This is a genomic window from Isoptericola sp. NPDC055881 (genome assembly GCF_053615895.1).
This window is the reverse complement of sequence record NZ_JBSHCR010000020.1, coordinates 51,487-64,558: the sequence shown is the minus strand read 5'-3', so window position 1 is coordinate 64,558 and position 13,072 is coordinate 51,487. Positions and strand designations below refer to the sequence as shown.

Annotated in this window: 12 protein-coding genes; 9 read left to right on the top strand and 3 right to left on the bottom strand. The window is 73.4% G+C overall.

Annotated features, from left to right (window positions below; genetic code table 11):
- Positions 1-156: 156 nt before the first annotated feature.
- The 6 genes from tsf to ACWGKI_RS08630 all read left to right on the top strand — a co-directional run bounded on the left by tsf (position 157) and on the right by ACWGKI_RS08630 (position 5,190).
- A complete protein-coding gene (gene tsf, locus ACWGKI_RS08655; protein WP_452186259.1) occupies positions 157-996 on the top strand; it encodes a translation elongation factor Ts in 840 nt (279 codons plus the stop codon).
- 165 nt (positions 997-1,161) lie between these two features.
- The gene (gene pyrH, locus ACWGKI_RS08650; protein ID WP_380242941.1) at positions 1,162-1,920 is read left to right on the top strand and encodes a UMP kinase; all 759 of its coding nucleotides are present in this window, start codon (positions 1,162-1,164) and stop codon (positions 1,918-1,920) included.
- A 71-nt stretch (positions 1,921-1,991) separates the two neighbouring features.
- Entirely contained in the window at positions 1,992-2,549 is a 558-nt protein-coding gene (frr, locus tag ACWGKI_RS08645) for a ribosome recycling factor (RefSeq protein WP_380242943.1), read from the top strand.
- Entirely contained in the window at positions 2,549-3,445 is an 897-nt protein-coding gene (locus tag ACWGKI_RS08640) for a phosphatidate cytidylyltransferase (RefSeq protein ID WP_380242945.1), read from the top strand. Before frr ends, ACWGKI_RS08640 begins: the two co-directional genes overlap by 1 nt.
- A gap of 105 nt (positions 3,446-3,550) precedes the next feature.
- Entirely contained in the window at positions 3,551-4,642 is a 1,092-nt protein-coding gene (gene rlmN / locus ACWGKI_RS08635; RefSeq protein WP_380242994.1) for a 23S rRNA (adenine(2503)-C(2))-methyltransferase RlmN, read from the top strand.
- Entirely contained in the window at positions 4,639-5,190 is a 552-nt protein-coding gene (locus tag ACWGKI_RS08630) for a DivIVA domain-containing protein (protein WP_380242947.1), read from the top strand. Before rlmN ends, ACWGKI_RS08630 begins: the two co-directional genes overlap by 4 nt.
- Here the strand turns inward: ACWGKI_RS08630 and ACWGKI_RS08625 are convergent.
- On the bottom strand, positions 5,124-5,567 hold the full coding sequence (locus ACWGKI_RS08625; protein ID WP_452186256.1) for a MerR family transcriptional regulator: 444 nt from the start codon (positions 5,565-5,567) through the stop codon (positions 5,124-5,126). The two genes, ACWGKI_RS08630 and ACWGKI_RS08625, sit on opposite strands and share 67 nt — an antisense overlap.
- 70 nt (positions 5,568-5,637) lie before the next feature.
- Here ACWGKI_RS08625 and ACWGKI_RS08620 point away from each other — a divergent pair, with 70 nt between their 5' ends.
- Entirely contained in the window at positions 5,638-6,897 is a 1,260-nt protein-coding gene (locus ACWGKI_RS08620) for an MFS transporter (RefSeq protein WP_452186254.1), read from the top strand.
- A 12-nt stretch (positions 6,898-6,909) separates the two neighbouring features.
- Here ACWGKI_RS08620 and ACWGKI_RS08615 read toward each other — a convergent pair whose 3' ends face one another.
- Positions 6,910-7,701, bottom strand: coding sequence for a hypothetical protein (locus tag ACWGKI_RS08615; RefSeq protein ID WP_452186252.1), 792 nt, complete (start codon positions 7,699-7,701; stop codon positions 6,910-6,912).
- Between the two features lie 177 nt (positions 7,702-7,878).
- Here ACWGKI_RS08615 and dxr point away from each other — a divergent pair, with 177 nt between their 5' ends.
- Positions 7,879-9,069 (top strand): 1-deoxy-D-xylulose-5-phosphate reductoisomerase, encoded by a 1,191-nt coding sequence (gene dxr, locus ACWGKI_RS08610; protein WP_380242955.1) that lies wholly within the window; start codon positions 7,879-7,881, stop codon positions 9,067-9,069.
- 121 nt (positions 9,070-9,190) lie between these two features.
- A complete protein-coding gene (locus ACWGKI_RS08605) occupies positions 9,191-10,513 on the top strand; it encodes a M50 family metallopeptidase (protein ID WP_452186250.1) in 1,323 nt (440 codons plus the stop codon).
- A 37-nt stretch (positions 10,514-10,550) separates the two neighbouring features.
- On the opposite strand, the gene ACWGKI_RS08600 is transcribed toward ACWGKI_RS08605, so the two are convergent.
- Positions 10,551-12,941 carry a glycosyltransferase gene (locus ACWGKI_RS08600; RefSeq protein ID WP_452186248.1) on the bottom strand — a complete coding sequence of 797 codons (2,391 nt, stop codon included), beginning with the start codon at positions 12,939-12,941 and terminating at the stop codon, positions 10,551-10,553.
- Positions 12,942-13,072 lie beyond the last annotated feature (131 nt).

Genomic DNA, 13,072 nt, shown 5'->3' with positions numbered 1-13,072 from the left:
CCGCGGGCCGCGGGGGGCCCCCCGGCCGCCTCTCCGCCGTTTTGGGGCCCGGCGGGCGGCCACCCGGCGGGGGCCGGCCCCGCCACCCCGCACGTCCCTTCCGCCCGGCGCCCCGACCGGGGCCGGGCGGATCTCGAACCAGCACGGAGGACCCCCATGGCGAACTACACCGCCGCTGACATCAAGGCGCTGCGCGAGCGCACCGGTGCCGGCATGCTCGACGTCAAGAAGGCGCTCGACGAGGCCGGCGGCGACGCCGAGCAGGCGATCGAGATCATCCGCAAGAAGGGCCTGGCCCGTGCGGCCAAGCGCGAGGGCAACGCGACCACCGAGGGCCTCGTCGCCGTCAAGGTCGAGGACTCGGCCGCCGGCCAGGTCGCCACGATGATCGAGCTCGACGCCGAGACGGACTTCGTCGTCAAGAACGAGAAGTTCATCGCGCTGGCCGAGGCCGTGCTCGAGGCCGCCGCCGCCGCGGGTGCCACGGACGCCGAGTCGGCGCTCGCCGCCCCGGCCGCCGAGGGCACCGTCGGCGACACGATCGCCGCCCAGGGCGCGACCATGGGCGAGAAGGTCGTGCTGCGCCGCGTGGCCCGCCTCGAGGCCCCGAAGGTCACGACCTACCTGCACAAGACGGCCAAGGACCTGCCGCCGTCGATCGGCGTGCTCGTCGCCACCGACGACGCGGCCGAGCCCGTCGCCAAGGACGTCGCGCAGCACATCGCCGCCCTGGCCCCGCGGTACCTGTCCCGCGAGGACGTCCCGGCGGACGTCGTCGAGAAGGAGCGCGAGATCGCACGCGAGGTCTCGATCGCCGAGGGCAAGCCCGAGGCCGCGCTGCCGAAGATCGTCGAGGGTCGCCTGAACGGCTTCTTCAAGGACGCCGTGCTCGTGGACCAGCCCCTGGCGAAGGACACGAAGACGACGGTCGCCAAGCACGTCGCCACCACCGGTGGCAACCTGCTGGGCTTCGTCCGCTTCCGCGTCGGCAGCTGACACCCGCCAGCGTCCAGGCCCGACCGCACCGCGCGCGGTGCGGTCGGGCCTGTCGCATACCCGCCCGCGCCGCCTGACGGGGCGGGATCCGCCGTCCGGTGCCAGGATCGCGGAGGATGACCACCACGGCACGCGGAACAGACCGAGAGAGCGACGGTGACGCACGTGACCGAGACCAACCAGACCACCCCGACCGCGACCGCGGGGGAGATCGTGCCCGCGCGCCGGGTGCTGCTGAAGCTCTCCGGCGAGACCTTCGGCGGCGGCAGCGTCGGCCTCGCGACCGACGTCGTGCGCCGTATCGCCCAGGAGATCGGCGAGGCCGTGCGCCAGGGCGTGCAGGTCGCGATCGTCTCCGGCGGCGGGAACTTCTTCCGTGGGGCCGAGCTCTCGCGCGCCGGCCTGGACCGGGCCCGTGCGGACTACATGGGCATGCTCGGCACGGTGATGAACTGCCTGGCGCTCCAGGACTTCCTCGAGCAGGACGGCGTGACCACGCGCGTGCAGACCGCGATCACGATGGGCCAGGTCGCGGAGCCGTACATCCCGCTGCGGGCGATCCGCCACCTCGAGAAGGGTCGCGTGGTCATCTTCGGCGCCGGCGCCGGCATGCCGTACTTCTCCACGGACACGGTCTCGGTGCAGCGCGCGCTGGAGACGCACTGCGACGAGGTGCTCATGGGCAAGAACGGCGTGGACGCGGTGTACTCCGCCGACCCGCGCACCGACCCCGACGCCGAGCGGCTCGAGCACCTGACGTACACCGACGCCCTGGTGCGCGGCCTCAACGTGATGGACGCCACCGCGCTCTCCCTGTGCCGGGACAACGACGTGCGGATGCGCGTCTTCGGCCTGGAGGAGCCGGGTAACGTGACCCGCGCCCTGCTGGGCGACAAGATCGGCACGCTGGTCACCACGCACTGATCCGCGCCGGGACCGCGACGCAGGACACGACCGACGAGCACGACGAGCACGACGACGAGAATGGAGCACCGGTGATCGACGACACCCTCCTCGAGGCCGAGGAGAAGATGGACAGGGCGATCGAGGTCGCCAAGGAAGAGTTCTCGGGGATCCGCACGGGCCGCGCCAACTCGGGCATGTTCTCGAAGATCACCGTGGACTACTACGGCGCGCCGACGCCGCTGCAGCAGCTCGCGTCGTTCAACATCCCCGACGCGCGCACGGTGCTCATCTCCCCGTTCGACAAGGGGTCGATGACCACGATCGAGAAGGCGCTGCGCGAGTCCGACCTGGGCGTCAACCCGTCCAACGACGGCAACTCGATCCGCATCGTCATGCCCGCCCTCACCGAGGAGCGGCGCCGGGACTACGTGAAGATGGCCAAGACGAAGGCGGAGGACGCCCGCATCTCCGTGCGCAACGTGCGTCGGAAGGCCAAGGAGGAGCTCGACCGCATCGTCAAGGACGGCGAGGCCGGCGAGGACGAGGTGGCCCGCGCCGAGAAGGAGCTGGAGTCGCTGACGAAGAAGCACGTCGAGGCGGTCGACCAGCTGCTCGCCGGCAAGGAGACCGAGCTGCTCGAGGTCTGATGGTGGCCCATCCCCTCGAGCCGGGCGAGGACGCGACCCCGCTGGACCCGGCCACCGGCGGGGCGACGGACCCGACGTCGTCGCGCGCCGGCCGCAACCTGCCCGCGGCGATCGCCGTCGGCGTGCTGCTGCTGGTCGCGGTGGCGGCGTCCCTGTGGTTCCGGCCGGAGCCGTTCGTGGCCGTGGCGGCCGTCGCCGTGGGCGCCGCGCTGTGGGAGCTGCGCCAGGCCTTCGCGCGGCGTGACATCCATCTGCCGATGCTTCCGCTCCTGGTGGGCGGGGTGGGCATGGTGGTCTCGGCGTACACGTCGGGGCCGGAGGCGCTGCTGGTCGCGTACGTCCTGACGGTGGGCGCCGTGGTCGTCTGGCGGGTGCTCGACGGTCCGGGCCCGCAGGCCCTGCGCGACTCGGCCGCCGCCGTCTTCGCGGCGACGTACGTGCCCTTCCTGGCGGGCTTCGTCCTCCTGCTGCTCGCCCAGCCCGACGGCGAGCTGCGCGTCGCGCTGTTCATCCTGCTGGCCGTCGCGAACGACACCGGCGGGTACATCGCCGGCGTGACGATGGGACGCCACCCGCTGGCGCCCACCGTGAGCCCGAAGAAGACCTGGGAGGGGCTGGCGGGCTCGGTCGTGCTCGCCACCGCGGTCGGTGTGGCGGGCGCGGTGCTCGCCCTCGGCGCCAGCCCGCTGCTGGGCATCGTGCTGGGCGTCCTCACCGCGATCACGGCCACGGTGGGCGACCTCGCCGAGTCGCTCATCAAGCGCGACCTAGAATTGAAGGACATGGGTTCGCTGCTCCCGGGACACGGGGGCGTGCTGGACCGCCTCGACTCGCTGGTCGTCACCGCCCCGTTCGTGTACCTCGTGCTCACCATGGCGCCGTCGACGGCCCTGTAAGGAACTGTCATGCCCCCCACCTCCGCCCGTCCCGCGACGTCCGGCACCGACCTCGGGATCCCCGCGGTCCGGCCCGGCGACGAGACCGCACCCATGCCGCTGCAGATGGCGCCGCGCCGGCGGGGCAAGCCGCCGAAGCACTTCGCCGACCTGACGCCCGCCGAGCGGGTCGCGTCGATGGAGGCGATGGGGGAGAAGCCGTTCCGGGCCAAGCAGCTCGCGACGCACTACTTCCAGCACTACACCTCCGACCCGGAGCAGATGACCGACCTGCCCGCGAAGACGCGCGAGGCGATGGCGTCGACCATGTTCCCGCAGCTCATCCGTCCCACGCGACGGCTGGAGGCGGACGGCGGCACCACGGTCAAGACCCTGTGGCACCTGTTCGACGACGCCAAGGTCGAGTCGGTGCTCATGCGCTACCCGAGCCGGACCACGCTGTGCGTGTCGTCCCAGGCGGGCTGCGGCATGGCCTGCCCCTTCTGCGCGACCGGCCAGCTGGGTCTGACGCGCAACCTCTCGACGGCGGAGATCCTCGAGCAGGTGCGGGCCGCGAACCGCTCGCTCGCGGAGGGCGAGATCCCCGGCGGCCCGACGCGCCTGAACAACCTCGTGTTCATGGGCATGGGCGAGCCGCTCGCGAACCCGAAGGCGGTCTTCGAGACGGTGCGCGCGCTCGTCGCGCCCCAGCCCGAGGGCTTCGGCATGTCGGCCCGCAACATCACGGTCTCCACCGTGGGCCTGGTGCCCGCGATCGAGAAGCTCACCAAGCTCGAGATCCCGGTGACCCTGGCCCTCAGCCTGCACGCGCCCGACGACGACCTGCGCAGCGAGCTGGTGCCGATCAACACGCGCTGGAGCGTGGACGAGGCGCTGGACGCCGCGCGGCGCTACTTCGAGGTCACGGGCCGGCGCGTGTCGATCGAGTACGCCCTCATCAAGGACATGAACGACCACGGGTGGCGCGCCGACCTGCTGGGGGAGAAGCTCAACGCTCGCGGGCGCGGCTGGGTGCACGTGAACCCCATCCCGCTCAACCCCACGCCCGGGTCGATCTGGACCGCGAGCGACCGTGCTGTCGAGGACGAGTTTGTGGCACGCTTGCGCGGTCACGGCATCCCCACCACGATCCGTGACACCCGTGGGAGCGACATCGACGGCGCCTGCGGGCAGCTGGCTGCCGAGGAGGACGAGTGAGCACGCTGTTCAGCACGGTGTCCGCGATGCGCACCGGGTACGACCGGGACGAGGTCGAGGAGTTCTTCGACCACGCCCGGCAGGCCTACGAGGGGCGCACGGCGGAGCCCCTGTCGCACGCCGACATCCAGGTGTCGACGTTCGACCTGGTGCGCGGCGGTTACGACACGCACGAGGTCGACGCGGCGCTGGACCGGCTGGAGGCCGCGTTCATCGCACGCCAGCGCGCGGAGTACGTGGCCGCGCACGGGCAGGAGGCCTGGATGGCTGCCCTCGCCGACCGCGCGCGCACGATGTACGGCCGCCTCGGCCGGCCCGACGGCCAGAAGTTCGCACCCCCGGAGCGCGGCGCGCACGGCTACGACACGGACGACGTGGACGCGCTGTGCGACCGGCTGGTCGCCTACTTCGACCGGCAGGAGCCGCTGACCTCCGGCGAGATCCGTTCGGCCACGTTCAGCCGGGCCAAGGGCTCGGAGGCTTACGCCGAGGGGCCCGTGGACCGGTTCTTCGCCCGCGCGATCGAGGTGCTGCTCGGGGTCGAGTGACCCACCGTCTCGGACAGCAGGGCGGCGTGCTCCGTGCGCACGAGGAAGTCGCGGATCGTGTCGCGGCTGCGGGTGAGGCAGGCGATCCGGTCCTCGATCCCGCCCAGCTCGGAGGCGAGCATGTCCGCGACGGTGCGGGTGCAGGTCGGGCGGTCCTGCGCGGTCGTCTCCTCCATGTCGAGCAGCACCTTGATGAGCCGGGTGGGGATGCCGGCGCGCACCATGCCGGCCACCCGGGCCACCCGCTCGACGTCGGCGTCGGTGTACGTCCGGTAGCCGTTCGCCGCGCGCTCCGCCGTCAGCAGGCCCTGCTGCTCGTAGTACCGGACCAGACGCGTCGCCACGCCCGTGCGCCGAGCGACCTCGCCGATCTTCATGGGTTCCCCCTCCTGGTGACGCCGGTCACCCTTGACCTTGACATTGGTGTCAAACTCTAGCGTCGTCGGCATGACCATCTCACGCTCGACAAGGCGACCTGCGACCGACCTCCCCTGGCCGTCCCTCCTGGTGCTCGGCAGCGCCACGTTCACGATGGTGACGGCCGAGATGCTGCCCACCGCCCTGCTGCCGCAGATGAGCGCCGGGCTCGGGGTGGACGAGGCGCGCACCGGGCTGCTCGTCTCCGTGTGGGCGGCCACCGTGGTGGTCGCGAGCTTTCCCCTGGTGCGCCTCGTGGCAGGCCGGGACCGCAGGTCGGTGATCGCGGTCGCGCTCGCCGTCCTGGCCGCCTCGTCGGCCGCGACGGCGCTCGCGCCGGCCTACGGCGTGGCGGTGGGCGCCCGGCTGGGCGGGGCCGCGGCCGTGGGGCTGCTGTGGGCGACCGCCAACGCGCACGTCGCCGACCTGGTGCCCGACCGCCTGCTCGGCCGTTCCGTCGCGGTCGTGCTCGGCGGCGCCACGCTCGGCATGGTGCTCGGCACCCCGCTCGCGAGCCTCGTGACACGTGGCGTCGGCTGGCGGGCGGCGTTCGCCGGCCTCGCCGTCCTGACGCTCGTCGTCGCCGTCCTCGTGCGAGCCGTCGTCGCGCGGGCACCGGGTGTCCGGCCCCCGGACGCGAGCGACGCCGCCGGTGCCTCCGCGGCGCAGGGACCGGCGGCGGGTCCGGGCCCGATGATCGCGGTCACGGCGATCGTCGGCGTCCTCCTGGTGGGGCACTACGGCGCGTACACGTACGTCGTGCGGATCGTCGAGGCTCCCGCGGCGGCGCTGCCGGGCGGGGTGAGCGCGCTGCTCCTGGCGTTCGGGCTCGCCTCCGCGCTCGGGGTGGTCCTGGCCGGTCGGTTCGGCGCCCGGACCGCGCCCGCGCTCGTGGTGAGCACGGCGGGCACGGCGCTGGCACTGCTCGGGCTCGTGGTGGTGGACGTGCACCCCGCCCTCGGCGTGGTGGTCGTGGTGCTGTGGGGCGTGGCCTCGGGTGCGCTGCCGCCCCTGGCGCAGACGTTGATCCTCCGGCTCGGCGGGCCCGGGCGCCGGGCGACGGCGGGCGCACTGATCCCCGTCGTCTTCAACGGCGGGATCGCGGTCGGTGCGGCGCTCGCCTCCGTGGTCGTGGCGACCGGCGGCGTCGGGTCCCTCCCGATCCCCGCCGCCGTCGTGGTCGGGGCGACGGCGGTGGCGCTCGCCGCCGGTGCGGGCACCTGGTCGCGCACAGGGGTCGAGGAGCGCGCCGGGCGCGCCCCGGTGGGCACGGCGGCCGGCGGTGCCTGAGCCGGGCCGGCGTCAGCAGTGCGGCGCGACCGGACGACCCGTGCCGGTGTTCAGATAGGCGTCGGACACCCAGTTGCTGCGGCCGATGCGGTACCAGAGGTTCGTCGTGCCGCGGCTGCCGGACACCCACTGCCCCCGTGAGTAGCACAGGAGAGGCACGCGCGCCGTGTTGGCCGCGAGCCCGGTGCGCGCCCGCGCGCTGCTCGGCCCGGACCGGACGTTCATGGTGCGCCCGTCGGTGACGACGATGCCCGTGCGGGCCGAGCCCTGCCACAGGTAGGTCACGTCGATCCAGGCGTTCCGGGGCAGCCCCAGGCCGTCGCGGTAGGTGCCGTCCGCGAGGTCGATGCCCGCCGGGTTGGTGACCTTGCGGCCGTAGAGGTCCCGGCCGCCGTTGTACCCCAGGCGGTACGCCGCGGACGCCTGCGGCGTGCCTTTCGGCAGGCTGCGGGCGGCGTGCCGGGTGGCGCTCCAGTAGTCGTCGACGCTGTTCCACGGGCCGACGTCCCACACCGGCGCGTACTCGCACCGCGTGCTGCCCGCCCGGCACACCCGGACGCTGTAGGCGCCCGAGCCCTTCGGGGAGAGCGCGCGCCGCGAGGGGAGGGCGACGAAGTGGTCGTTCTTGCGGATCTTGTGACCGTTGGCGGTGTGCTTGCCGACCAGCCCCTCACGGGTCGCGTAGATGCGGTGGGTCTCCCCGTCGCCGTCGGCGGAGGCCGGGGCCGCGACCCCGACGACGGCGACGGTGACGAGTGCGACGAGCCCGGCGAGAGCCCGTACGGGCGGCTTGCCGACTATCACGCGATAAGGACGCATGTAGGCGAACGTAACCGCGCTCACATCCCGGCGCGACCGGGCGAAAGTGCTGGTCGACGCGAAGTCAAGCACCCGAGCGGGTGAAGTCTTGCGTCCCGGGCGGCGCATCGCCCTCCGTGCGGTCCCGCCGGGGAGCGACCCGCACCTGGGATGATGGGCGACATGTCCGCAGCCTCCGCGCCCCGTACCGTCACCCTCCTCGGATCCACCGGATCGATCGGGACGCAGGCGATCGACGTCGTGCTGGCGCATCCCGACAGGTTCCGGGTGGAGGCGCTCAGCGCAGGCGGGACGGACGTCGCGCTGCTGGCCGACCAGGTCGCCACCGTCGGTGCGCGCGCCGTCGCGGTCGCCGACGCCGGCCGCGCCGACGACCTGCGTGCGGCGCTGGGCGCGCGCCTCGGCGCGTCGGCGGGCGGCGTCGAGGTGCTCGCCGGACCGGACGCGGCGACCGAGCTCGCGGGGCGGGGCGCCGACGTCGTCCTCAACGGCATCACGGGCTCCGTCGGCCTGCGCCCCACCCTCGCGGCGCTCGCGGGGGGTTCCTCGCTCGCGCTGGCGAACAAGGAGTCGCTCGTCGTGGGCGGCTCCCTGGTCAAGGCCGCCGCCGCGCCGGGACAGATCGTGCCGGTCGACTCCGAGCACTCCGCGATCGCGCAGGCGCTGCGCGGCGGGGCCCGCGACGAGGTGCGGCGCCTGGTGCTCACGGCGTCCGGCGGGCCGTTCCGCGGCCGCAGCCGCGACGACATCAAGAAGGTGACGGCCGCGGAGGCCCTCGACCACCCCACGTGGTCGATGGGACCCGTCGTGACCGTGAACTCCGCGTCGCTCATGAACAAGGGGCTCGAGCTCATCGAGGCGCACCTGCTGTTCGACGTGCCGGTGGACGACATCACGGTGGTCGTGCACCCGCAGTCGGTGGTGCACTCGATGGTCGAGTTCCACGACGGGTCCACGATCGCGCAGGCGTCGCCGCCGGACATGCGCCTGCCGATCGCCCTCGGGCTGTCGTGGCCGGACCGCCTCGACGTCGTCTCGCCGCCCTGCGACTGGACGCGTGCGGCCTCGTGGACGTTCGAGCCGCTCGACGAGCAGACGTTCCCCGCCGTCGGGCTGGCCCGGGCAGCCGCTGCCGCCTCGGCCACCCACCCCGCGGTCTACAACGCCGCGAACGAGCAGGGCGTCGCGGCCTTCCTCGCCGGCCGGATCGGCTTCCTCGACATCGTCGAGACGGTGGAGCGCGTGCTGGGCGAGCACGACGGCGTCGCTGCCGCCGACGTCACGCTCGACGCCGTCGAGGACACCGAACGCTGGGCGCGGTCGCGTGCCGACGAGATCCTCGCGCGGTCCTGACGAGGGCTGAGCGCGAGCAGCGCCGGCCCGTGTCGCCCCGGAGTCGACCTGGAGTCGCCCTGGTGTCGACCTGATGTCGACCTGTGCCGGGCCCGCCCAGCGGTGACCTAGGCTCGTGACCGTGGACCAGATTCTTGCCTGGGTGATCGGCATCGCCGTGATGGTCATGGGCCTCGCCGTCTCCATCGGCCTGCACGAGGTGGGCCACATGGTGCCCGCCAAGAAGTTCGGCGTGCGGGTGAGCCAGTACATGGTGGGCTTCGGGCCCACGCTCTGGTCGCGCACCAAGGGCGAGACCGAGTACGGCGTCAAGGCGATCCCCCTGGGCGGCTACGTGCGGATGGTCGGCATGATGCCGCCGGCGCCGGACGGCGCCCGCCGTGGCGGCGGCTTCTTCGGGCAGGTCATCGCCGACGCGCGCGACGCGTCCGTGAGCGAGATCCGCCCCGGGGAGGAGCACCGCGCCTTCTACCGGCTGTCCACGCCGAAGAAGCTCGTCGTGATGCTCGGCGGCCCGGTGATGAACCTCCTCATCGCCGTGGTGCTGACGTTCGTCGTCCTCGTGGGGATCGGCGCCCAGACCATCACCACGACGGTCGGTGCGGTGAGCGAGTGCACGCCGACGTCGACGACGGCCGACGGCGCGCCCGTGTGCGGCGAGGGCGCCACGCCGTCGCCCGCTGCCACCGCGGGCCTGCAGGCCGGCGACGAGATCGTCGAGTGGGACGGCACCGCGGTCACGTCGTGGGACCAGCTCTCCGGGATGATCGCCGACTCCCCGGACCAGGAGGTCCCGGTCGTCGTGGAGCGCGACGGCGCGCGCGTGCCGCTGACCGTCACGACGGCCGACCGGCAGGTGCCGGTCGTGGACGCGGACGGTGTCGCGAAGGTCGGCGCGGACGGGCAGCCGGTGACCGAGACCGCGGGCTTCCTGGGGGTGACGCCGACGCAGGAGTACGAGCCGCTGCCGCTGTCGACCGTCCCCGAGGCGGTCTGGCAGCAGGTCTCCGGTACCGCGGCGGTCATCGCGACGCTACCGGTGCAGGTCGTCAAGGTGGCGGAACAGGCTTTCACCGACGAGCCCCGGTCGGCGGATGGAGTGATGGGTCCGGTCGGCGTGAGCAGGGTCATCGTCGACGTGATCGCGGCTGACGGACCGCTCCTGACGACGCTCTCCCTGGTGCTGAGCGTGCTGGCGTCGCTGAACGTGGCGCTCTTCATGTTCAACCTCATCCCGCTCCTGCCGCTGGACGGCGGGCACGTGGTCAACGCGCTGTACGAGGGCGCGAAGCGGACCGTGGCACGTCTGCGCGGCCTGCCGCGCCCCGGCCCGGCGGACGTCGCACGCATGATGCCCGTGGCCTACGTGATGTTCGTGGTCCTGGTCGGGACGGGCGCCGTCCTCATCGTCGCCGACGTCGTCGACCCGGTGCGCTGGGGCTGAGCTCCGCCGGCTGAGGACGCCCGGTGAGCACGCCGTGTCAGGACGCCTTCCCGGGCGGCGCGGTCGGCTTGGTGGTCGGCCCGCCCCTCGAGGCCTGAGGATCCGTCGGACGGTTCGACGGGGTGGGTTGCGACGCCTGGGTGGGGGTCGTCCCGTTCCCGGGAAGGTCAGCCGTGGTCGGCGTCGGCGTGCCTGCGGGCTCGTCCGACGGCGTCGGGGTGGGCCCGGTCGTGGGCTCGGTCGTCGGCCCGGTCGTGGGTTCGGTGTCGTCCGCCGGCTCGACGTCCGGGGCAGGGGCGTCGTCGGTCGCGTCCGGGTGGACCTCGTCCGTGCCGGCGTCGTCCGTCGTGCTCGCCGGGTCGGCGGCCTCGTCGGCGGCAGCGGGGTCCTTCGGCCCCGCCAGGTCCGTGTCGGGCAAGATCTCGTCGGTGGGCACCCGAGCCGCCCGGAGGGCGGACGGGACGGACGGGCGATCGGGGAGCTCCGAGGGCCACACCGTGACCGCGATGACGGCGGCCATCGCGACGCCCACGGCGACCGTCCCGCCCCACCAGGCGGTCTCCCACGACGTGAGACCGCGGCGCCGGCGGCGGGCCAGCTCCTCGGGCAGGTGGCTGCGGAGGGCGGCGATGCTGTTGTACGGCGCCAGGAGGAAGCCCACCCCCTGCAGGCAGAGCAGGGCGCCCACCGCACCCGCGGAGACCGTGCCCTGCGCGACCGCCACGGCACCGACGGCGAGGGCGACCACTCCGACGACGAGCTCGGTGAGGTTCGCGCGCAGCGCGAAGGCGACGCTCAGGGTGCCCCGCTGCTTGGGGGTGCGCAGGAAGACGCCCTCCCGGGCGAACAGCCCGCGCACGGACGCGGACGCCACCACCCAGCCGAGCGCGACCCACAGCCCGAACGCCCCGAGCGCGTCCCGCCACCGGGCGCCGGAGCTGCGACGCGTGAGCACGACGGCGCGGCTCAGTCCGAGCGCCACCAGCACCACGGTGCACAGGACGAGCACGTCGGACAGGCGCCGCACCACCGTGCCCGCCCCCAGGACGGCGTCGGCCGCCCCGAGGAGCAGGAAGCCGGTGAAGACCACCGAGGCCACGTCGCCGAACCACTGGAGCCCGCCGACCAGGTAGGCCCACCGCTGGGCCAGGGTGAGCCGGTTGGCCGGCGTCGCGCGCCCGGGCAGCAGGGAGCGCCAGTGCATGCGCAGGATCTGGATGCCACCGAAGCACCACCGGAAGCGCTGGCGCTTGAGCGCCTCGAAGGTCAGCGGCATCACCCCGCGCCCGTAGGAGCGGTCCACGTGCATGCCGCGCCCGCCGGCGCGCAGCAGCCGGAGCGAGAGCTCGGCGTCCTCGGTGATGCACCATTCGTCCCAGCCGCCCTGGCCCTCGAGCGCGTCCCTCCGGATGAGCCCCATGGTGCCGCCGAAGATCGCGCCGTTGCGCTCGTTGCGGCTGGCCTGCGACACGTCGAAGAAGTAGGAGTACGAGTAGTACAGGCGGCGGAAGTACGCGGAGACGTCCCAGTCCCGGTAGTCCTGCGGGGTCTGCAGGAAGCTCAGCTCCGGGTCGGCGAACATCGGGGCGCAGTCCGCGAGGAAGTCCGGCTCGACGAGGTAGTCGGCGTCGATGATGCCGATGATCTCCGCGCGCGGGTCGGTGTGCCGCAGCGCGAGGTTGAGCGCGCCGCTCTTGAACCCCTCGAGGTTCTCGACGTGCAGGAACGTGAGGCGCTCGTGCGCCGCACAGAACGCCTCGACGGGGCGCCAGAGGGCCTCGTCGGTCGTGTTGTTGTCGATCACGAGGATCTCGTAGGCGTCGTACCGCTGCTGCAGCAGCTGCCGCAAGGTGGCCACCACCATGTCCGGCGGCTCGTCGTGCGTCGGCACGTGCAGGCTCACGAACGGCCGGGCGGTCCCCGGCGCCAGGTGCCGCGGGTCCACCGACGCCGGCCACTGCCTGCGGGTGAGGACGTCGACGAACTCCCACAGGTGGCCCAGGCCGATGAGGGCCACGAAGGCCTCGACGAGCCACAGCAGGCCGCTCCCGACCGTGGCGACCGGGGAGAGGTCCGCCGTGAGGGTCCAGACGCCGGTGTACGTGAGGAACGACACGGAGGCCAGCACGCTGAGCGCCCAGGCGGTCAGGCCGCGCACGGCCCACGACCGGCCGGCAGGCCACCACACGAGCACCGACCCGCCCACGACGGCGGCGGCGACGGCGGCGCGCGCGGGCGGCGCCCCGAGGAGGAGCGCCAGGGCACCGCCGGCGAGCGCGAGCCCGAAGGCGACCGCGACGACCGTGGCGGCCGGCCGAGGCTCGGCGTGGCGGCGACGGCGCCGTCGACCGGTCACGAGGACCAGGCCGGTGGCGGGCAGGAGGAGGGCGACGGTGACCACCAGGATCAGGCCGGACAGCGAGAGCACCGGCACAGGGTAGGGGATCGCACAGGGTAGGGGATCGCGTCCGGGGTCACGGCAGCGTCCGCGACCGGCCCGGGCTCGTCCAGTAGTGTCCTGAGCGGCACCGTGCCGCCCGGCGCGTCGTGCCCGGAGCG

Bases quoted from the DNA above. Each gene is read 5' to 3' on its own strand.
- ACWGKI_RS08620 (WP_452186254.1), top strand. From the start codon at position 5,638: ATGACCATCTCACGCTCGACAAGGCGACCTGCGACCGACCTCCCCTGG.
- ACWGKI_RS08640 (WP_380242945.1), top strand. From the start codon at position 2,549: ATGGTGGCCCATCCCCTCGAGCCGGGCGAGGACGCGACCCCGCTGGAC.
- tsf (WP_452186259.1), top strand. From the start codon at position 157: ATGGCGAACTACACCGCCGCTGACATCAAGGCGCTGCGCGAGCGCACC.
- ACWGKI_RS08625 (WP_452186256.1), bottom strand. From the start codon at position 5,567: ATGAAGATCGGCGAGGTCGCTCGGCGCACGGGCGTGGCGACGCGTCTG.
- dxr (WP_380242955.1), top strand. From the start codon at position 7,879: ATGTCCGCAGCCTCCGCGCCCCGTACCGTCACCCTCCTCGGATCCACC.
- rlmN (WP_380242994.1), top strand. From the start codon at position 3,551: ATGGCGCCGCGCCGGCGGGGCAAGCCGCCGAAGCACTTCGCCGACCTG.